Here is an 18,351-nt window from a genome sequence, read left to right as displayed (position 1 = left end):
ACCTTAAAGCTAGACTTAAGGTCAAATCCTCGGGCCGCCTCTCAAACTACACAAGGCGGCCGACGCCGGAGGGATACAACGATTCGAACGTCCGCCCCTCAGATTCGTAGTCTGATGTCCTAGTTTGCGACATCGAAGATGCCGTAAACTGCGGCCGCGCTCCGGCGTCCGCTGCCGCATTAAGCCGCGTGCGGCCGCACGTTGCGTTCGTTGCCTTCGGAGTAACGGGGGAGTCCGCGCCTTCATCTTCAAAAGGCACCAATTCGCCGGCCTATGGGCGGCTGATTTCCCGAGCATCGAAATCCTTACCCACGAAAGTAGGCGGCAGAAGACTTGAAGCCGGGCAACTCGAAGTTGCGCTGACGCGACCGCCGCCGATAGCGCATCTATCGGCGAAGAACGATCGCAAGCAACCATTCCGCCATAGCCAGTCAGCATCGCTATGAACAATAGGGCGTCCAACAGCTAAGCTTCGGGCCTACGGAGCTTGACTGGTTCGAAGTCCTTCGCGTGGTATCGAACTCGGAAGAAATCGATGTTGCCGCGATCAACCCCATGTCGTCGCAACCATTTCCAATAATTGCCGTCGTAAGGAACAATCGCGATGACGCGCTCGCAATAGATCGAAAGCCCGGCCACCGCATTCAGGAATAAGGTATAGCGATTGTCGTACTCGCTCGGGTCGGTATAGGGCCCGAAGGCGAGGACCACCGCAATTTTCGACGGGTCGCTCTTGCGCACGAACAGAACATCCGCGGGGGGATCGTCTCGTTTGCGATCCCTTCTCTCATAGTCAGTATCCAGTTGTGAGGAGGCCCAATCGCGGGCCTGTCCCCGGAGCTTATTTACGTATTGTCGTCCCTTAACTCCAACTGTGTTCTTGCGAGCCTTCGCCTCTTCATCGCGGAGCTTGTCGATGAGCCATCTCCCCTCCACAACGTCGCGCGCCGCCCCCTTTGCGTTATATTGGTCGTAGCTGTGCCACCGGGATATCAACTCGACGGCGGCGACCGGAACCGTGCGGAGGCGTTGGACGTACCCTAGATATTCGTCGTCCGTGTCGGATGCGATGCGCTCGATGTTTGTCAGCGCGGCAATCCAGCGCTGAACGGTTTCCGGCTTCGGGATTTCCAGCGGTCTATCGTGTGCGGACCTCCACAAATAGGAGGGCACGCCGCGCATGGCCTCCTTGATGTCGGCAGTCGGGTTCATTGCCATGTACTCTCGGACGAGTCTGGCTACTTCGGCCCAGTGTTTGACGCCGGGTCGCCCGCGAGAGGTGGGCTTAACGTTTTTGCTCTCTTGTTCCAAACTTGGTGCCAACCTAGATGTCGTAGGACCACTCAGAAAATGGGCGCCTTTAACATTTACAGGATTCGATCGGCCTAGCCCCCTCTACAGGCAGGACTTTGTACACTTGATTTTACTCGCTACATGGTTTAATTAGGCCTTTCACGCCGCCCGATGGTCGGTAACACCCGATCAGGAGAACGGGATGACGTGCGAATTGCCGCAGATCGCCGTTCGGCCTAGCCCTCTCCAAGGGCAGAATCTCTGAGACCTTTATTTTACTCGCTACGTGGTTTAATTGTGCAGACAACGACCGATCAGGAGAACGAGATGAAGGACGAATTGCTGCAGATCCGCCGCGTCATCGACGGCCGGGTCTACGACACCACCACCGCCGCCCTGGTGCACCGGCTGACGGCCGACGAAGGTTCGATCATGCTGAACTTCCACGTGGACCGTACCGCCCTGTATCGCACCCGCAACGGTCGCTTTTTCATCGCCGGCGAGAGCGGCGCCTTCGGACGCTGGGGCCGCCGTGACGACAACAGCTATGTCCCCGGCCGCGGCCTGAAGCTGATCACGGACCTGGAAGCGCAGCGCCACCTCGAGGAGACCGACGGCCCCGTCGAGGCCTACTTCGACGTCGCCGAGGGCTAATTCCAAACCGACACCTCAAATCCCAACCACACCGAATTTCGCATTCGGGACTTCGTGCACCCGGGTGCGCGCGTAAGGAGAACTCCCATGGACACCGCCACCAACCCCATTCCCGCTATCCTGGATCTTCTGCGGGAGGACCGGCTGATCGAAGCGATCAAGATTTTCCGCACGACCTATGGCGGCGGGCTGCGCGAGGCCAAGGATGCAATCGAAACCATCCGCGATGCCTGTATGCCCCGTGGCAACATGCCGGCCGAGTATATCGTCGTCAGCCGAGACGAGGACGATGTCACCTTCCAGGTCACCCGGACCGATAGCAAGGAGCACGCGATGAAGATCGCTGATGGCCTCGTCGACTACCGGGCCGAGGTCATGGTCGCGAGCGTTATCGCGTGCTCCGTCATCACCCGCCACATGCGTGAGGTGGCGTAGCGCCCGACACGCCAAGGCGAGCGCGGCGCGGGAAGCACGGCGCCACCTCGGGGAGACCGAGGGCCCCGTCGAGCACACGACGTCGCCGAGAGCTAGCTCAATACCGACGCCAAGACCCCTGCCTCGCGATGGACGGCGATCCTCACCAATCAAGCGGACGGAAGCAACTATGATCTTCTATCCCATCCACTGGCTTCATCGTGTTCGGCACGCCGGCATTGCGGCCGGCAGCTTGGGCGCCGCCTTGGAGGAAAAGACGACGAGCCTCAGGCCGGGAGAGAATATCGAAGTCTGCTACCTCGCCGTCGGTAAAGACACCACTGAGATGGGCGCACACCTGCTCCGGCAACGCAGCAGCTTGCCCTGGAACCGTGAATGGGTCTCTGACCCGGGCGAGATGGGCGCCGTTAAGATCATCGTCTTCGCCTACCGCAAGACGTTGGTCGAAGCCGCGTCGGCCTACGCGCTGCTCGGTCATCCGGTCGCAGAGGTCAAGGAAGTCGATCTGGCGTTTCTGCTCGAAGGCATCGACCAGATCGTTATCGGCCACGAAAACATGAATTTGCTGGAGCCGATCGGCCGTGATCTCGGACGCGCTCATCGCATGATGCTGCGGCTCCGGTTCGCCGAGATCGTGAAGCTGCTGGAGAATCCCAACTCCGCGGAGGACGCCTGCTGGTTGTTGAACGCGCGGGATCGCATGCGAGGCTACAAAAGCGCAATCAAGAACGAGAGGTTCCCCTGGACGGTGCCGCTGGTCGAAGGGTGGGACGTTCCCGCATGCGAGGCGGTGCATGCCGACGGGCATGTGATCGTCCACGACGGCGAATGGAGGCCGGTCAAACTGGCCGACTTCTGGGATCGCCATCTTAGCCACCAGCGGCGCGATGACGAGCTGACGCTCTGGAGGTTTCCGCTGAGCTTGGCGCAGGCTCAAGCCGAGCGCGATCGCCACAAGCCGGTCCGCCTCATTGCCAACGCCACCGGCGCCCTCGATCCCACGACCTCAACCTAGCCACCGACCAGTAAGAACGGCGCCCGTCGCGGGCCGCGAACGAACAATTTAAACCGCTACAGGAGTAAAAATGCAATGGACGTGACGGATTTGCCCCCCTTCCTGACGGCCGACGAAGTGGCGACCTTCCTGCGAGTTTCGAAGGAGACGATCCGTCGGCGCGCCCGGCGAGGCGAACTTCCGTACGTCGAGGGGCTCGGAGTTTTTCGCTTTCCGCGCGAGGCCGTGTTGTCGCTCTATTACTGCGGCGCGCCGCCCAAGGGACCGCGCTAGTGGCGAGGCAATCTCACCGTCGTCCCGCCCGCTTCGAGCGCCTGGCTAAGGCGTACGGTGTGTACTGGCTCGTCCGAGATACGAACACCGACATTTACTACATCGCCTGGTTCGACGAGGAGGCACGCCAGACCCGGCGCCGAACACTCAAGACAACCTCCGGCGTCGAAGCTGAGAAGATCGCCGAGAAGATCGAAAAGAGCGGCATCACCGGCGACCCGCAAGCATTTCTTGACAAGAAGGCGATGGCGCTGACGGGCGAAGTGCTCGATCACTACCAAAAGGAGCGCGTGCCGAAGATCAGGAGCGGCGAAGCCGCGACCAACGCGATCGAAAACTATCTGCGCCCCAAGCTCGGCGACATTCCGGTTGCCGTGCTGCGCAAGCGTGATATCCGCGCCTTTCAGGACGGAATGATCCAGGAGGGACATTCGCTCGGGTATGTCAGCCGAATTGGATCGGTGCTGAGAGCCGCCCTCAACCTCGCGGTCGACGACGAGGAAATTCCTGCCGCCCCCGTCGTGCCCGAGATCCGCGGCGATGCCGAGATGGAAGCCGAACAGCTGCGTGGGCGCGAGCTCACGATTTTGGAGGTCGCCAAGCTCATCGATACGATCTCCGACGTTCACATGCTCGACTACGCCATCGCCGAGATCAATACCGCGGCTCGGCCTGAAGCCGTTCTCGAACTCGTCGCCGAGCAGATCGATTGGCAGCACAACCTGTTTGAGATGAACCCTCCTGGCCGCATCCAAACCAAGAAATTCAGGCCGATCATGCGCATCTCGGCGACGTGGGCTCCGTGGCTCAAGACCGCTACGAAGGGTCCGATCGTGAGCTATCGGGGCGAGGCGGTGAAATCGATCAAGACGGCGATGCGCAATCTGGTCAGCAAGGCCAAGCTCCCGGGCCGGGTGAACTCGACCTCGATCCGGCACACGCTGGGCAGGTACATGGAGAACGTGGCGAAGGTTCCCGGGCGCGAGATCTCGATATTCCTGGGTCACGTCCCGGTCGCGAAAAAGAAATCGACGCGCCGCTATAGCGGCATCGACCCCTACGCACCCGAGTACCTGACCAACGCCGTCGCCGCCGTCGAGGCCTTCGTGCGCGAGGTCAACAAGCACACCAAGAAGTGGGACCTGGAGAAGCCCTACGCCATCAAGCCGGGCTGGAAGGAGCGGAAATAATGGTCACTGGCTCCCATTCCCAACACGGCGACATGGCTGCGTCCCGCGGCGGCAACACGGTGCGTGCATTTTGCGTGCTAATGGGGCAGAAAAGCGCGGTCTGGAGCTACCGCGAGGCCGGGCAAGCCATTGAAATGATGGTCGGAGTGGCAGGATTCGAACCTGCGACCCCTGCGTCCCGAACGCAGTGCTCTACCGGGCTGAGCCACACTCCGACTTGAGACGCGGCTTATAGCGTCGGGTTTCAGGGACCGCAAGGCACCCAATCGAGGATTTAAGTCACAGTGGAAACCACGCTGAATACGCTCCTTTTGCCCGTCGGCCCCCATGCCACAGCGACCGCTGCCAGCGTGCTGGCCGAGGGCGGCCTGGTCGCGTTCCCGACCGAGACCGTCTATGGCCTGGGCGCCGATGCCGGCAATGCCTCCGCCATCGCCCGCCTCTACCAGGCCAAGGGCCGGCCCGCCTTCAACCCCCTGATCGCCCATGTCGCCGATCTCGCCTCCGCCCGGCGAATCGCCCTGTTCGACGGGCAGGCGTTGCGGCTCGCCGAAGCCTTCTGGCCCGGGCCGCTGACGCTGGTGCTGCCCAGGGCCCTGTCCTGCCCGGTGGCGGAGCTTGCCACCGCCGGCCTCGATACCGTGGCGATCCGCGTTCCCGCCCACAAGGTGGCGCGCGACATCATCAGGACCTTTGGCGGCGCCGTGGTCGCCCCCTCAGCCAACCTCTCCGGCCATGTCTCGCCGACCACGGCCGAGCATGTGAACGGCGACCTCGCCGGCCGCATCGACCTGATCATCGACGGCGGCCCGGTCGAGGTCGGCGTCGAATCCACCATCGTCGGCTGTTTCGCGGAACCTGTGCTGCTGCGGCCCGGCGGCCTGCCGCGCGCCGAGATCGAGCGCGTCCTCGGCCACTCGCTCGTGCAGCCACCGGCCGATGCGGAGGGCGACAATGCGCAACCGATCGCGCCCGGCATGCTCGCCTCGCATTACGCCCCGCGCACGCCGGTGCGGCTCAATGCCACCGACGTCCATGCCGGCGAAGCGCTGCTGGCGTTCGGGCCGGCCAGGGTCGCGCGGGTCGAACTGGCCTCGGTCGTGCTGAATCTGTCCGAGCACGGCGACCTCGCCGAGGCGGCAGCCAATTTGTTCGGCTATCTTCGCATCCTCGACACAAGGAACGCGGATACCATCGCTGTGATGCCCATCCCGGACGACGGGCTGGGCGAAGCCATCAACGACCGGCTGCGCCGTGCAGCCGTCGGGCGCTGATCAATCGGGAGTGAAAAACCAATAACAATGAATATCGTCCAGCCTGCCGCCGCGCCGCTTTCGCCTGACCTGATCGAAAAATTTCGCGCCATCGTCGGCGAGAAATATGCGGTGACCGACGCCGCCGATATCGCGCCCTACGTCACCGAGGAGCGCGACCTGTTCAAGGGCCGCTCGCCGCTGGTGCTGCGCCCGGGCTCGACTGCCGAAGTTTCCGCGATCTGCAAGCTCGCGAGTGAGCATCGCATTGCGCTGGTGCCGCAGGGCGGCAACACCGGTCTCGTCGGCGGCCAGACGCCGCACAATGGCGAGGTCGTGGTCTCGATGCGCCGCATGGACAAGATCCGCGAGGTCGACGTCGAATCCAACACCATGACCTGCGAGGCCGGCGTGGTGCTGCAGATCGCGCAAGCGCGCGCGGCCGAGGCCGACCGGCTGTTCCCGCTGTCGCTCGGCGCGGAAGGCAGTTGCACCATCGGCGGCAATCTCTCGACCAATGCCGGCGGCACCGCCGCGCTGGCCTATGGCGTCGCGCGCGAGATGGCGCTCGGCCTCGAGGTCGTGCTGCCCGACGGCCGCGTGCTCAACGCCCTGTCGAAGCTGAAAAAGGACAACACCGGCTACGATCTGCGCAACCTCTTCATCGGCGCCGAAGGCACGCTCGGATTCATCACCGCGGCGACGCTCAAGCTGTTTCCGAAGCCGCGTGCGATCGGGACGGCCTATGTCGGCCTGCAGTCGCCGACGGCGGCGCTGAAGCTGTTGTCGATCGCGCGCAACGAGGCCGCGGGCAGCCTGACCAGCTTCGAGCTGCTCGCCGATATCGCAGTCGATTTCTCGATCCGCCACGGCATCGACATCCGCGATCCCCTCACCAGCAAATATCCCTGGTACGTGCTGATGGAATTGTCGTCGTCGCGCGACGATATCAACGACACGCTGGAGGCGATCCTCGCCCAAGGCATGGAAGACGGCATCGTCGACGACGCCGTGATCGCCGCCAACCTGACGCAGCGCCAGGCGTTCTGGAAGCTGCGCGACGAGATGTCGGCGGCGCAGAAGCCGGAGGGCGGCTCGATCAAGCACGACATCTCGGTGCCGGTCGCGGCCGTCCCCGCCTTCATCGCGGAAGCCAACGCGGCTGTCGTGAAACTGATTCCGGGCTCGCGGCCGGTGCCGTTCGGCCATCTCGGTGACGGCAACATCCACTACAACGTCTCGCAGCCGGTCGGCGGCAACAGCGCCGAATTCCTGGCGCGCTGGCATGACGTCAACGCCGTCGTGTTCGAAATCGTGCTGCGGATGGGCGGCTCGATCTCGGCCGAGCACGGCATCGGCGTGCTCAAGCGCGCCGAACTGCCCGACGTCAAGGACAAGGTCGCCATCGAGCTGATGCGCGGCATCAAGGCGATGCTCGATCCGCTTGGCATCATGAACCCAGGCAAGGTGTTGTAAGCGTGGCGTCTCTCTCGATTGCTCCGATTGTTGATGCCGACGTCGCCGATGTCATCACGCTCTGGCAGCGCTGCGGACTGACGCGCCCGTGGAACGATCCTGCCTCCGACATCACACTGGCACGCCGCCGGGACAACTCCACCGTGCTGGTCGGCCGCGACGGCAACACGATCGTCGCCACCGCCATGGTCGGCCATGACGGCCACCGCGGCTGGGTCTACTACGTCGCCGTCGATCCGGACCGCCAGGGCAAGGGCCTCGGCCGCACCATCATGAATTCGGTCGAAGGCTGGCTGCGCGAAGCCGGCATCCAGAAGCTGCAGCTCCTCGTCCGGCGCGAAAATGCAAAAGCCAGCGCCTTCTATCAGACGCTCGGCTATGCCGAGTCGACGTCCGTCATGCTGGCCAAATGGCTCGACGGCCGCGAGCCGACACCGTGAGACAGACTGGAAGTTACGCATGAGCATTTCCGACCGCGTCCGCGTCAAGGAGACCCGCGTCCTTTCCAAGGCCCGCTATCTGCTCACCAGCACCACGTTCGACTATCGCCGCGCCAATGGCGAGTGGCAGACCCAAGTGCGCGAGACCTACGACCGCGGCAACGGCGCGGCGCTGCTGCCCTATAATCTGAAGACCCGCACGGTCGTGCTGACACGGCAATTCCGCTATCCCGCCTTCGCCAACGGCTATGACGATCTCCTGATCGAGACCGCCGCCGGCATGCTCGACGACGCCGCGCCAGAGGAGCGCATCTGCGCCGAGGCCGAGGAAGAGATCGGCTATCGCCTCACCCATGTGCAGAAGGTCTTCGAGGCCTTCATGACGCCGGGCGCGGTGACCGAGAAGCTGCACTTCTTCGTCGCCGAGTACGACGCTTCGATGCGGATCGGCGACGGCGGCGGATTGGCCGACGAAGGCGAGGACATCGAGGTGCTGGAGCTATCGATAGACGAGGCGCTGGCGATGATCGCCGACGGCCGCATCGTGGATGCCAAGACCATCATGCTGCTGCAATACGCAGCGCTGCATTTGTTTAAGTGATGCGGCTGCTTGGATGAACAACGCGGCCCCAACCTCCCCCGTCGTCCTGGCGAAAGCCAGGACCCATTACCCCAGGGAGCAGTTGTTGAAACACGCTGGGGTCACAGCGTCGCGCACAATCAACATTCGTGGTAATGGGTCCTGGCTTTCGCCAGGACGACGATGGTTGGTATCGCCGCTAAAACAACGACCCCTGCCCGTCATCTTCGCGCGGGGCAGTAGCCTTGCGCGGCGCCACCTTCTTCGGTGCCGGCGCTTCCTCCGCGGCGATCTCCTCGGCTGTCATCGGCAGCGTCAATTGCGCGTCGTCATTGGCGACACTGTTCACGCGCATCGTCACCTGGTGCCAGGCGAACTCGCCGATCTGCGGCCCCTTCAGCAAGGGCATGACGTCGTCGACATCATTGGCGCGGCCATCGAGCCAGCGCTCGAATTCCTCAGGCTGAATCGTGACGGGCACGCGGTGATGCAGGCTGGCGAGATCGCGGCTCGCCGGCGCGGTGACGATCGCGACCGTGTCCTGCTCCTCGCCATTCGGACCCATCCAGGTCTCGCTGAGCGCGGCGAAAGCCAAGGGATGGCCGTCGCGGCGATGGATGAAGAAGGGCCGCTTGCGGCCGCCGGCGTCCTGCCATTCGTAATAGCCGTCGGCCGGGATCAGCACGCGGCGGCGCTTGATCGCGTTCTTGAAGGCGGGCTTCTCGCGCACCGTCTCGGAGCGCGCGTTGATCAAGAGCGAGAAGGTCCGCGGATCCTTCACCCAGGAGGGAATCAGGCCCCAGCGCATCAGGTGAAAATGCCGGCCGCCATTCTCCAGAATCACAACCGGAATCGGTTGAGTGGGCGCAACATTATACCTCGGCGGGAAGTTCGGCTGCTCGATATAGCCGAAGATCTGCCGCAGGGCCGCCGGTGGCGAGGTTATGACGAAGCGTCCGCACATTTGCCGTCCCGAAAGGTATCCATTTATGTCGTTTTAACCCTGGGCGTTAACAGTGGAACAGATGACCTCAACGGCCGCCATAGCGACGGGCTCGTCCCCTCGCCCGACGACGTATCCCGACGAGGCCCGGGCCGCGCAATTGCGCGCCGGCAACATCAATCCCCGCACGGGACTCGCGACCGATTACCTCAATCACTTCAACGAAGCCATCATGCTGCTGGAGATGGTTCCAGACATGCCGGAATGCGCCAGCGATTTCCTGGAATGGACGCCGCTGTCCTATGCGGAGCATTTCACCGCCTCGAACTTCAAGGCCCGCGATCTCGCCATCGAGGCCTACGAGATGACGGATGCGCAGATCCGCGCCGAGTTCGACCACCTCACCGACAACATGACGAAAATCCTGACCGAGGTTGGGGCTGCGATGCGCCAGGTGCAGCAGGACAGGTCGCGGGTCGCACTCGCCGAGCAGGCGATCGTCTGGGTCAAGCCGCTGGTGATGCTGACGGCCGGCGTGATCAACGGCGCCGCTGCGACCGACGTCGACACCATCATGGCGAGCAACTGAAATTTCGGGCAATCATGGTGCCCCATGGTGCCGTGCCGAGATGACCTCCCCAGATCCTGCCATCCGTCCTCAACTGGCCGTGTCCGGCGCGATTTTTCGCGAGGGCAAGGTCCTGCTGGTCCGCCGCGCCCGCTCACCCGGCAAGGGCTTCTATTCACTGCCCGGCGGCCGGGTCGAATTCGGCGAATCGCTCCATACCGCCCTGCATCGGGAGGTCGACGAGGAGACGGGCTTAAGGATCGAGATTCTGGGACTTGCCGGCTGGCGCGAGGTGCTGCCGACCCCTGCCGGCGGCGGGCATTACCTGATCATGTCGTTCGCGGCACGCTGGGCGAGCCTGGAACCGGTGCTGAACGACGAGCACGACGACTTCAAATGGCTGCATCCGGAGGAGATCGGCGACCTCAAGGTCACCGGCGGCCTTCAGGAGGTCATCGAGGCCGCAAGGCGGCTGTTATGACGTCTGCCTGCGGGTATTTCCCTGCCTTGCTATGGCCGTCCCGAGGGGGCATACCACGCCCGGTCCGGACCCCCTTGATGCTCAGATCCTTTTTTGCCGCCTTGATCGTGATTTCGGCCTGCCTCGCCGCGCCCGCGCGGGCGCAGGAAGGCGCCGCGCCGTTCGATGCCGATTTGCAGCGGCTGGCCGAGATCCTCGGCACGCTGCATTATTTGCGCGGCATCTGCGGAGCCAATGAGGGCACCAAATGGCGCAACGAGATGCAGGCGCTGATCGACGCCGAAACCCCCTCCGGCGACCGCCGCGCCCGCATGATCGCGGGCTTCAACCGCGGCTATAACGGCTTCCAGCAGACCTACCGGACCTGCACGCCGGCCGCCGCGGTCGCGATCCGCCGCTACATCGAAGAGGGGTCGAAAATCTCACGCGATCTGACGGCCCGCTATGCCAACTAAATCAGCCCTGTTCTTCGATCTCGACGGCACGCTGACCGATCCCAAACCGGGCATCACCGGCTCGATCCAGTACGCGCTCAAGAAGCTCGATCGCCCGGTGCCGACGCAGGACGAATTGACCTGGTGCATCGGCCCGCCCTTGCGCGCGAGTTTTGCACGGCTGCTGGGCGGCGAGGAGCTGGCCGATCGCGGTGTCGAATTCTACCGCGAACGATTCGGCGATGTCGGGCTGTTCGAGAACAGCGTCTACCCAGAGATCGCCGACGTGCTGGCCGCGCTGAGCACGACGCCGCGGCGCATCTTCGTCGCGACCAGCAAGCCGCACGTCTTCGCCAAGCGGATCGTCGCGCATTTCGGCCTCGACGGCTATTTCGAGCACGTGTTCGGTTCCGAGCTCGACGGCACCCGCGTCCACAAGGACGAGCTGCTGGCCTATGCGCTCGAGGTGACCGGCGTCGATCCGGCGCAGGCGCTGATGATCGGCGATCGCAGCCACGACGTGGTCGGCGCAAAGAAGAACGGCATCGACGCGATCGGCGTCACCTATGGTTATGGCAGCCCCACCGAGCTGCTCGACGCCGGCGCAAGCCATCTCTGCGCCTCGCCGCGCGCGGTGCTGGACCATATCCACAGCGCATTTGGATGAGGCCTGGAATTGCCCTTCAAATGCCAAAAGCCGCGTTAACCTTTCCTAAAGATGTGGCCTAGGCGGTACCCGCTTGCGTGCTAAACCTTTCGTGTTCAGCGCGCTCCGCTTCGGAATCGCGCACAGTGCCTTGACGAGTCTCATGAGCCATCCCGCAACCTTCACTTTCGACCATGATCCGCTGCCCGATCACGAGCAGAAGCAGGCTGCGCTCAGCTATCTCAGCGAGGCCTGGGCCGAGGCGCGTCATGAGGGCGTCGATGGCGACTGCCTGGCGCAGGCGAGCCTGTTTGCCGCGCTCGCCGAGCTCGTCACCACCTATGGCGAGGACGCGGTGGCAAAGTTCACCGACGGCCTGTCCAATCGCGTGCGCAACGGCGAGTTCTCGCTGGCGCTGGCGAGGCAATAGAGGCGTGTCCGCCGCCATTGCGAAGCGCGCGCTGCGGCCTTAACTTCGCTGGGAACGTTTCGGGGACCAGCCCCGCCGGAACCCCAGGAAGAGCCAAAAGCAGAGCCCAAAGCAGCGCATGAAGGCAGCGTTTTTACCCGATCGGGGCGTGGTCAAGGTCACCGGCGACGACGCCCGCAACTTTCTCAACGGCCTGATCACGACCGACCTCGCCGAGCTCAAGCCGGGCCTCGGCCGCTTCGGCGCGCTGCTGACGCCGCAGGGCAAGATCATCACCGATTTCCTGATCACCGAGGCCCCCTCCGGCCACGGCAGCGGCTTCCTGATCGACGCGCCGCGGGCGCTTGCGAAGGGACTCGCCGACAAGCTCGGCTTCTACAAGCTGCGCGCCAAGGTCGCGGTGGAAAACCTGTCCGACAGCCTCGGCGTGCTCGCGGTCTGGGACGGTGAGCCCACGATGAAGCCGGACCTCGCCTTTGCCGATCCGCGCCATGCCGCGCTCGGCTGGCGCATCCTGGTTCCAGAAGATCTCAAGCAGAAGCTCGCCGATCTCCTTGGTGCCGACCTTGTCGAGGCCGACGCCTACGAGGCGCATCGCATTGCGACGGGCGTGCCGCGCGGCGGGCTCGACTTCATGTATGGCGACGCCTTCCCGCACGAGACCAACATGGACCGCCTCAACGGCGTCGATTTCGACAAGGGCTGCTATGTCGGTCAGGAAGTGGTGTCGCGCATGCAGCATCGCGGCACCGCGCGCACCCGCACCGTGAGGATCATCCTCGACGGCGCCTCGCCCGAAGCCGGCCAGACCATTTTGGCTGGTGACAAGAGCGTCGGCACGATCGGCTCGACCGCAGGCCAGAACGGCCTTGCGCTGGTCCGTATCGATCGTGTCGCTGACGCACTCGACGCCGGCGTGCCGCTCACTGCCGGCGGGCTTGGCCTGCGCCTTGCCGAGCCGGATGTCGTGCGCGCTCCACCGAAGCAGACCGTCGCATGAGCCGTTCTGCGAAAGAGCATCCCGACGGCAAGCTGCGCTGCCCCTGGCCGGGCGAGGATCCGTTCTATGTCGCCTATCACGACACCGAATGGGGCGTGCCTGAATATGACGACCGCGCGCTGTACGAAAAGCTGATCCTCGACGGTTTCCAGGCCGGGCTGTCCTGGATCACCATCCTGCGCAAGCGCGAGAATTTCCGCAGAGCCTTCGACGATTTCCAGCCCGAGACAATCGCGCGCTATACGCCCAAGAAGGTGCACGCGCTGATGAACGACGTCGGCATCGTCCGAAACCGGGCCAAGATCGACGGCGCGATCGCGAGCGCGAAGTCGTATCTGGAGATCATGGAGAAGGGCCCGGGCTTCTCGAAGCTGCTGTGGGACTTCGTCGACGGCAAACCAAAGGTCAACCAGTTCAAGACCACCGCAAGCGTGCCGGCCTCGACGCCCGTATCGATCAAGATCTCCAAGGACCTTGGCGGGCGCGGCTTCAAATTCGTCGGTCCGACCATCGTCTACGCCTTCATGCAGGCGACCGGCATGGTCAACGATCATCTCGTCACCTGCTTCTGCCACGAGACCTGCAGCGGCAAGCTGCGCACGCCGCGCCTCAAGTCGAAATGAGCACACGCAAGTCGATCGAATCCCGCGCCTGGCAGCGCATGTTGTCGGGTCGCCGGCTCGATCTGCTCGACCCGTCGCCGCTCGATATCGAGATCGTCGATATCGCCCATGGCCTCGCCCGCGTCGCGCGCTGGAACGGACAGACCTCGGGCGCGCACATTTTCTCGGTCGCGCAGCACACGCTGCTGGTCGAGGCCGTGATGCGCCAGCAGTTGCCGCGCGTCGATCACAGCTTCCGGCTCGCAGCCCTGCTGCACGACGCGCCGGAATACGTGATCGGCGACATGATCTCGCCGTTCAAGGCGGTGCTCGGCGGCGACTACAAGGTGGTGGAGAAGCGCCTGCTCTCCGCGATCCACATTCGCTTCGGCCTGCCGCCGGTGCTGGCGGATGAGATCACCCAGCAGATCAAGGCCGCCGACCGCGGCGCCGCGTTCCTCGAGGCGACCCATTTGGCAGGCTTCTCAGAAACCGAGGCCAAACGCCTGTTCGGCCGCAATCCCGGCCTGCCCGAGGCGACCGAGCGGGACTATCTGACGCCGTGGACCGCGGCGAAGGCCGAAAAGCAGTTCCTCGAGCGCTTCAATGCAGTGCACACCTGACGACCTCGCGGCTTTGCCCGCCCTGCGGCAGCCGTTATAATCTGACCATTCGATCCAGGAACCCTCATGCTCCACGTCTGCTCGCTCGCTGCGCTGCCCGACACCGTCAGGACGACGGGCGCGAGCCACGTGCTGACCGTGATGGCCAACGTCGATCAGGTGCAGCGGCCGGCGTCTGTCCTCCCGGCCAACCATCTCAAGGTGTCGATGGACGACATCACCGAGCAGATGGACGGCTTCATGGCGCCATCGGACGCGCACATCGAGCGGGTGCTGGCGTTCGTGCGCGGCTGGGACCGCAGTGCGCCGATGGTGGTCCATTGCTATGCCGGCATCAGCCGCTCGACAGCGAGCGCCTTCGCCGCCGCCTGCATGCTCAATCCGCACCGCGACGAGATGGTGATCGCGCGACAAATCCGCGCGGCTTCACCGATCGCCTCCCCCAACCGCCTGATCGTCAGCCTCGCCGACAAGGCGCTGGGCCGCGAGGGCCGCATGCTGCGCGCGCTCGATGCGATGGGTCCGGGCAGCATGTCGGTCGAGGGCCGCCCGTTCCGGATCGATCTGGAATAGCACGCCCTCCGGCTTGAACTTTTGGCCTCGAAGACGGCACTTAAGGGGAGTTGCGACGGCCCGCTGACCGGCCTGTTGCCGGAGGCCCAATGTTCGACCAGCCGTTTGATTTCCTCGCATTCGTCATCGCCATCATCGCGCTGATCGTCGCCCGCAACGCCAGGAAAGAGGCTGGCGCACTGCGTAAACGCCTCGACGCGAGCGAGGCCGCGGCTGCGGCCGTCGCCCGGCCGGCGATGCCGCCGCCGCTGACGCCGCTGCAGCAGTTCGAACAGACGCTTGCAGAGCCGGTCCCGACCTCCTCTGCGGTCCCGCCGCCGCTGGCGCCTGAACCTGTCGCTGCCGCACCTGATGCGCCTGCACAGGAAGCCGCGGCCGAGCCCCCCGCCGCGCCGCCGCCCTTGCCTCCGGCGCCACCGGCCGAGCCCGGCTTCGAGGAGACCCTCGGCACCCGCTGGGTGGTGTGGATCGGCGGCCTGACGCTGGCGCTCGGCGGCTTTTTCATGGTGCGCTACTCGATCGAGGCCGGCCTGCTCGGCCCCGGCGTGCGCACCATGCTCGGCGGCCTGTTCGCCTTCGCGCTGCTTGCGGCCGGCGAATGGACCCGGCGCAAGGAGAGCATCTCCAACATCGCGGCGCTGCCGATCGCCAACATCCCGGCGATCCTCACCGCCGCCGGCACCGCGGTCGCGTTCGCCACCGTCTATGCGGCCTACGCGCTCTACGACTTCCTCGCACCCGCGACCGCCTTCATCCTGCTCGGCATGGTCGCGCTCGGCACGCTCGCGGCGGCGCTGCTGCACGGGCCGGCGCTGGCCGGGCTTGGCGTGGTCGGCGCGTTCGTGACGCCGATCCTCGTATCGTCAGGCAAGCCGGACTATTGGGCGCTCTACATTTATCTGGCGATCGTCACCGCCGCATCGTTCGGCCTGGCGCGGATCCGGCTGTGGCGCTGGCTCGCGGTGACCACGATCGTGTTCGCCGTGCTGTGGACCTTCCCCTGCCTGGAATGCGGCCCCGACATGATCGCGCCGCACGCCTTCCATGTGATCGCGGGCTTCATCCTTGCGGCACTGCTGGTGGTCTGCGGCTTCATGTTCGGCCCGCCCGCCGACGGCGAGCACGCCGAGCCGATCTCCTCCGGCGCGCTTGCCGCCTATCTGTTCGGCGCAATGACGATCGTGCTGTCCGGTTTCCACGCCGATCCCGCGATGATCACCTTCGCGCTGCTGGTCGCAGGCTGCCTGTTCATCGGCTGGCGCACACCGGCCGCCGCCGGCGCGGTCGGCGCCGCCGCGATCTTCGTCTTCATCGTGTTCGCCGAATGGGCCGTGCGCGCCAATGCCGACATGCTGGTGGTGCCGGGCGGCCCGCTTCCGGGAATCGGACCGAACCCGACCGATGGTTCGGTCTCGCTGCATCTGATCACCGCGCTGGTCTTCGCCATGGGCTTTGGCGTCACCGGCTTCCTTGCGCAGCTGCGCTTCACGGCAGCCAACGTGCTGGTCCGCTGGGCGGCTGGCGCCGTGTTCACGCCGGTAGCGCTGCTGGTCGCGCTCTACGCCCGCATCGCCCATCTCGACCGCTCGATCCCGTTCGCGATCGCCGCCGTGCTGCTCGCGGCCGCCTTCGCAGCGGCCACCGAAGCGCTGACCAGGCGCGAGCAGCGTCCGGAGCAATCGGCGCCGATCGCACTGTTTGCGACCGGCACGCTCTCAGCACTGGCGCTGGCGCTGACGTTCGCGCTCGACAAGGGCTGGTTGACCATTGCGCTCGCACTGGTGTCGATGGGCACGGCCTGGATCTCGGTGCGACGGCCGATCCCGTTCCTGCGCTGGCTCGCCGCCATCCTCGCCGGCATCGTGGTGCTGCGCATCGGCTACGATCCGCGGATCGCGGGCGAAGCCATGGGCACCACGCCGATCTTCAACTGGCTGCTCTGGGGCTATGGCATCCCGGCGGCCTCGTTCTGGGCCGGCAGCATCTTCCTCCGCCGCAATGGCGACGACGCGCCGCTGCGCATGGTGGAATCGGCTGCGATCCTGCTCACGGTGCTGCTGGCCTTCATGGAGATCCGCCACGCCGTCAATATCGGCGACGTCTACCGCGCCAGCGCCGGGCTCACCGAAGTCGCGCTGCAGGTCTGTGTCACGCTGGCGATGGCGATGGGGCTGGAACGGCTGCGGCTGCGCAGCGGCAGCATCGTCCACAATGTCGGCGCGGTGCTGTTGACCGTGTTCGCCGGGCTCGCTGCCATATTCGGGCTGTTCGGACTGGAGAACCCGATGATCTGGCCGGACGATGTCGGCGGCACCGTCTTCAATCTGCTGCTGCTCGGCTACGCACTGCCAGCACTGCTCGCGCTGCTGCTGTCCTACGCCGTGGCCGGCCATCGTCCGGTTGCCTACGCCAACACCATCGCCGCCAGCGCGCTGATCCTGGCGCTGGCCTATGTGACCTTCGAGATCCGCAGGATCTATCACGGCCCGATCATGAGCCGCGGCGCGACCACAGCTGCCGAGCAATACACCTACTCGATCGCCTGGCTGATGTTCGGCGTCGTGCTGCTCGGGATCGGCATCCTCGTCAATTCGCAGCGGGCGCGGCTGGCGTCCGCCGTGGTGATCGGCCTGACCATCCTCAAGGCGTTCCTGATCGACATGTCGACACTCACCGGCGCCTATCGCGCGCTGTCGTTCATGTGCCTCGGCATCGTGCTGGTCGCGATCGGCTGGCTGTACCAGCGGATCCTGTTCCGGAGACAGGCCGCCGCGACGACCACACCCCCGCCCGTTTCGCAAGCGGGGGGATGAGGGATTACGCCGCCCGCACCGTGCCGAGGAATTTCGACACTTCGAGCTTGAGGCGATTGCTGTCACCCGACAGCATCTGCGCGGCACTCAGCACCTGTGCTGACGCCGTGCCGGTCTCCGTGGCGCCACGCTGCACGTCGGTGATGTTGGCGGAGACCTGCTCGGTGCCCTGCGCCGCCTGCTGCACATTGCGGGAAATCTCCTGCGTCGCCGCGCCCTGCTCCTCGACCGCCGCCGCGATGGTCGAGGAGATCTCGGCCAATTGCCCGATCGTGCCGCTGATCTGCTCGATCGCCTTGACCGAGTCCTGCGTCGCGGCCTGGATGCCGGCGATCTGCTGACCGATCTCGCCGGTCGCCTTCGCGGTCTGCTCGGCCAGCGCCTTGACTTCGGACGCCACCACGGCGAAGCCGCGGCCGGCTTCGCCGGCGCGCGCCGCCTCGATCGTCGCATTCAATGCCAGCAGATTGGTCTGGCCGGCAATCGTGTTGATGAGCTCGACGACATCGCCGATCCGGGTCGCCGCCTGCGACAACTCGCTGACGCGATCGGTGGTGACATGGGCCTGGTTGACCGCCTCGCTCGCCATCCGCGCCGATTCCTGCACCTGGCGGCTGATCTCGGTGACC

Annotated in this window: 22 protein-coding genes and 2 tRNA genes; 19 read left to right on the top strand and 5 right to left on the bottom strand. The window is 64.8% G+C overall.

What is annotated here, in order from left to right; translation table 11 throughout:
- Positions 1–63: 63 nt before the first annotated feature.
- Positions 64–166: transfer RNA gene (locus JQ604_RS41185), tRNA-Arg, on the bottom strand.
- Between the two features lie 299 nt (positions 167–465).
- On the bottom strand, positions 466–1,212 hold the full coding sequence (locus tag JQ604_RS41180; RefSeq protein ID WP_212366494.1) for a hypothetical protein: 747 nt from the start codon (positions 1,210–1,212) through the stop codon (positions 466–468).
- 408 nt (positions 1,213–1,620) lie between these two features.
- On the opposite strand from JQ604_RS41180, the gene JQ604_RS41175 reads away from it, so the two are divergent.
- The 5 genes from JQ604_RS41175 (at position 1,621) to JQ604_RS41155 (ending at position 4,860) form a co-directional block, all read left to right on the top strand.
- Positions 1,621–1,947 (top strand): hypothetical protein, encoded by a 327-nt coding sequence (locus JQ604_RS41175; RefSeq protein ID WP_212366493.1) that lies wholly within the window; start codon positions 1,621–1,623, stop codon positions 1,945–1,947.
- 87 nt (positions 1,948–2,034) lie between these two features.
- A complete protein-coding gene (locus tag JQ604_RS41170) occupies positions 2,035–2,382 on the top strand; it encodes a hypothetical protein (RefSeq protein ID WP_212366492.1) in 348 nt (115 codons plus the stop codon).
- 169 nt (positions 2,383–2,551) lie between these two features.
- Positions 2,552–3,397 carry a hypothetical protein gene (locus tag JQ604_RS41165; protein WP_212366491.1) on the top strand — a complete coding sequence of 282 codons (846 nt, stop codon included), beginning with the start codon at positions 2,552–2,554 and terminating at the stop codon, positions 3,395–3,397.
- A 75-nt stretch (positions 3,398–3,472) separates the two neighbouring features.
- On the top strand, positions 3,473–3,670 hold the full coding sequence (locus tag JQ604_RS41160) for a helix-turn-helix domain-containing protein (RefSeq protein ID WP_212366490.1): 198 nt from the start codon (positions 3,473–3,475) through the stop codon (positions 3,668–3,670).
- A 59-nt stretch (positions 3,671–3,729) separates the two neighbouring features.
- Positions 3,730–4,860, top strand: coding sequence for a hypothetical protein (locus tag JQ604_RS41155; protein WP_212366489.1), 1,131 nt, complete (start codon positions 3,730–3,732; stop codon positions 4,858–4,860).
- A 138-nt stretch (positions 4,861–4,998) separates the two neighbouring features.
- On the opposite strand, the gene JQ604_RS41150 is transcribed toward JQ604_RS41155, so the two are convergent.
- A tRNA-Pro gene (locus JQ604_RS41150) sits at positions 4,999–5,075 on the bottom strand.
- Between the two features lie 69 nt (positions 5,076–5,144).
- Between JQ604_RS41150 and JQ604_RS41145 the strand changes: the two genes are divergently transcribed.
- The 4 genes from JQ604_RS41145 to JQ604_RS41130 are packed head-to-tail and all read left to right on the top strand — an operon-like array spanning position 5,145 to position 8,630.
- Entirely contained in the window at positions 5,145–6,134 is a 990-nt protein-coding gene (locus JQ604_RS41145) for an L-threonylcarbamoyladenylate synthase (RefSeq protein WP_212366488.1), read from the top strand.
- A gap of 27 nt (positions 6,135–6,161) precedes the next feature.
- Positions 6,162–7,589, top strand: a complete 1,428-nt coding sequence (locus JQ604_RS41140) for an FAD-binding oxidoreductase (RefSeq protein WP_212366487.1) — start codon at positions 6,162–6,164, stop codon at positions 7,587–7,589.
- Between the two features lie 2 nt (positions 7,590–7,591).
- Positions 7,592–8,029, top strand: coding sequence for a GNAT family acetyltransferase (locus JQ604_RS41135; RefSeq protein WP_212366486.1), 438 nt, complete (start codon positions 7,592–7,594; stop codon positions 8,027–8,029).
- Positions 8,030–8,048: 19 nt separating this feature from the next.
- Positions 8,049–8,630 carry a GDP-mannose pyrophosphatase gene (locus tag JQ604_RS41130; protein WP_212366485.1) on the top strand — a complete coding sequence of 194 codons (582 nt, stop codon included), beginning with the start codon at positions 8,049–8,051 and terminating at the stop codon, positions 8,628–8,630.
- Positions 8,631–8,808: 178 nt separating this feature from the next.
- Here JQ604_RS41130 and JQ604_RS41125 read toward each other — a convergent pair whose 3' ends face one another.
- Positions 8,809–9,573, bottom strand: a complete 765-nt coding sequence (locus JQ604_RS41125) for an SOS response-associated peptidase (protein ID WP_212366484.1) — start codon at positions 9,571–9,573, stop codon at positions 8,809–8,811.
- Positions 9,574–9,634: 61 nt separating this feature from the next.
- Between JQ604_RS41125 and JQ604_RS41120 the strand changes: the two genes are divergently transcribed.
- From JQ604_RS41120 to JQ604_RS41075, 10 genes are all read left to right on the top strand, one after another.
- The gene (locus tag JQ604_RS41120) at positions 9,635–10,141 is read left to right on the top strand and encodes a hypothetical protein (protein WP_212366483.1); all 507 of its coding nucleotides are present in this window, start codon (positions 9,635–9,637) and stop codon (positions 10,139–10,141) included.
- Positions 10,142–10,181: 40 nt separating this feature from the next.
- Positions 10,182–10,601, top strand: coding sequence for an NUDIX hydrolase (locus tag JQ604_RS41115; protein WP_212366482.1), 420 nt, complete (start codon positions 10,182–10,184; stop codon positions 10,599–10,601).
- 77 nt (positions 10,602–10,678) lie between these two features.
- A complete protein-coding gene (locus JQ604_RS41110; protein ID WP_212366481.1) occupies positions 10,679–11,056 on the top strand; it encodes a TIGR02301 family protein in 378 nt (125 codons plus the stop codon).
- Positions 11,046–11,702 carry an HAD family hydrolase gene (locus tag JQ604_RS41105; protein WP_212366480.1) on the top strand — a complete coding sequence of 219 codons (657 nt, stop codon included), beginning with the start codon at positions 11,046–11,048 and terminating at the stop codon, positions 11,700–11,702. The genes JQ604_RS41110 and JQ604_RS41105 overlap by 11 nt, the downstream gene beginning before the upstream one ends.
- A gap of 142 nt (positions 11,703–11,844) precedes the next feature.
- Entirely contained in the window at positions 11,845–12,111 is a 267-nt protein-coding gene (locus JQ604_RS41100; protein WP_212366479.1) for a hypothetical protein, read from the top strand.
- Between the two features lie 118 nt (positions 12,112–12,229).
- Positions 12,230–13,111 (top strand): YgfZ/GcvT domain-containing protein, encoded by an 882-nt coding sequence (locus JQ604_RS41095; RefSeq protein ID WP_212366478.1) that lies wholly within the window; start codon positions 12,230–12,232, stop codon positions 13,109–13,111.
- On the top strand, positions 13,108–13,734 hold the full coding sequence (locus JQ604_RS41090; RefSeq protein WP_212366477.1) for a DNA-3-methyladenine glycosylase I: 627 nt from the start codon (positions 13,108–13,110) through the stop codon (positions 13,732–13,734). Before JQ604_RS41095 ends, JQ604_RS41090 begins: the two co-directional genes overlap by 4 nt.
- Positions 13,731–14,336, top strand: coding sequence for an HD family hydrolase (locus JQ604_RS41085; RefSeq protein ID WP_212366476.1), 606 nt, complete (start codon positions 13,731–13,733; stop codon positions 14,334–14,336). The genes JQ604_RS41090 and JQ604_RS41085 overlap by 4 nt, the downstream gene beginning before the upstream one ends.
- Before the next feature lie 66 nt (positions 14,337–14,402).
- Entirely contained in the window at positions 14,403–14,909 is a 507-nt protein-coding gene (locus JQ604_RS41080) for a tyrosine phosphatase family protein (RefSeq protein ID WP_212366475.1), read from the top strand.
- An 89-nt stretch (positions 14,910–14,998) separates the two neighbouring features.
- Positions 14,999–17,722 (top strand): DUF2339 domain-containing protein, encoded by a 2,724-nt coding sequence (locus JQ604_RS41075; RefSeq protein ID WP_212366474.1) that lies wholly within the window; start codon positions 14,999–15,001, stop codon positions 17,720–17,722.
- Positions 17,723–17,726: 4 nt separating this feature from the next.
- On the opposite strand, the gene JQ604_RS41070 is transcribed toward JQ604_RS41075, so the two are convergent.
- On the bottom strand, positions 17,727–18,351 hold a 625-nt coding region (locus JQ604_RS41070), incomplete at its 5' end, for a methyl-accepting chemotaxis protein (protein ID WP_249159436.1).

The sequence above is a fragment of the Bradyrhizobium jicamae genome, from assembly GCF_018130695.1.
GTDB classification, from domain to species: Bacteria; Pseudomonadota; Alphaproteobacteria; order Rhizobiales; family Xanthobacteraceae; genus Bradyrhizobium; species Bradyrhizobium jicamae_B.
Note: the sequence above shows the minus strand (reverse complement) of the source record. Positions and strands in the feature narration are given on the sequence as shown.

Coding starts and splice junctions, on each gene's coding strand:
- JQ604_RS41180 (WP_212366494.1), bottom strand. CDS start 1,212: ATGAACCCGACTGCCGACATCAAGGAGGCCATGCGCGGCGTGCCCTCC.
- JQ604_RS41175 (WP_212366493.1), top strand. CDS start 1,621: ATGAAGGACGAATTGCTGCAGATCCGCCGCGTCATCGACGGCCGGGTC.
- JQ604_RS41170 (WP_212366492.1), top strand. CDS start 2,035: ATGGACACCGCCACCAACCCCATTCCCGCTATCCTGGATCTTCTGCGG.
- JQ604_RS41165 (WP_212366491.1), top strand. CDS start 2,552: ATGATCTTCTATCCCATCCACTGGCTTCATCGTGTTCGGCACGCCGGC.
- JQ604_RS41160 (WP_212366490.1), top strand. CDS start 3,473: ATGGACGTGACGGATTTGCCCCCCTTCCTGACGGCCGACGAAGTGGCG.
- JQ604_RS41140 (WP_212366487.1), top strand. CDS start 6,162: ATGAATATCGTCCAGCCTGCCGCCGCGCCGCTTTCGCCTGACCTGATC.
- JQ604_RS41130 (WP_212366485.1), top strand. CDS start 8,049: ATGAGCATTTCCGACCGCGTCCGCGTCAAGGAGACCCGCGTCCTTTCC.
- JQ604_RS41125 (WP_212366484.1), bottom strand. CDS start 9,573: ATGTGCGGACGCTTCGTCATAACCTCGCCACCGGCGGCCCTGCGGCAG.
- JQ604_RS41120 (WP_212366483.1), top strand. CDS start 9,635: ATGACCTCAACGGCCGCCATAGCGACGGGCTCGTCCCCTCGCCCGACG.
- JQ604_RS41115 (WP_212366482.1), top strand. CDS start 10,182: ATGACCTCCCCAGATCCTGCCATCCGTCCTCAACTGGCCGTGTCCGGC.
- JQ604_RS41110 (WP_212366481.1), top strand. CDS start 10,679: ATGCTCAGATCCTTTTTTGCCGCCTTGATCGTGATTTCGGCCTGCCTC.
- JQ604_RS41105 (WP_212366480.1), top strand. CDS start 11,046: ATGCCAACTAAATCAGCCCTGTTCTTCGATCTCGACGGCACGCTGACC.
- JQ604_RS41100 (WP_212366479.1), top strand. CDS start 11,845: ATGAGCCATCCCGCAACCTTCACTTTCGACCATGATCCGCTGCCCGAT.
- JQ604_RS41095 (WP_212366478.1), top strand. CDS start 12,230: ATGAAGGCAGCGTTTTTACCCGATCGGGGCGTGGTCAAGGTCACCGGC.
- JQ604_RS41090 (WP_212366477.1), top strand. CDS start 13,108: ATGAGCCGTTCTGCGAAAGAGCATCCCGACGGCAAGCTGCGCTGCCCC.
- JQ604_RS41085 (WP_212366476.1), top strand. CDS start 13,731: ATGAGCACACGCAAGTCGATCGAATCCCGCGCCTGGCAGCGCATGTTG.
- JQ604_RS41080 (WP_212366475.1), top strand. CDS start 14,403: ATGCTCCACGTCTGCTCGCTCGCTGCGCTGCCCGACACCGTCAGGACG.
- JQ604_RS41075 (WP_212366474.1), top strand. CDS start 14,999: ATGTTCGACCAGCCGTTTGATTTCCTCGCATTCGTCATCGCCATCATC.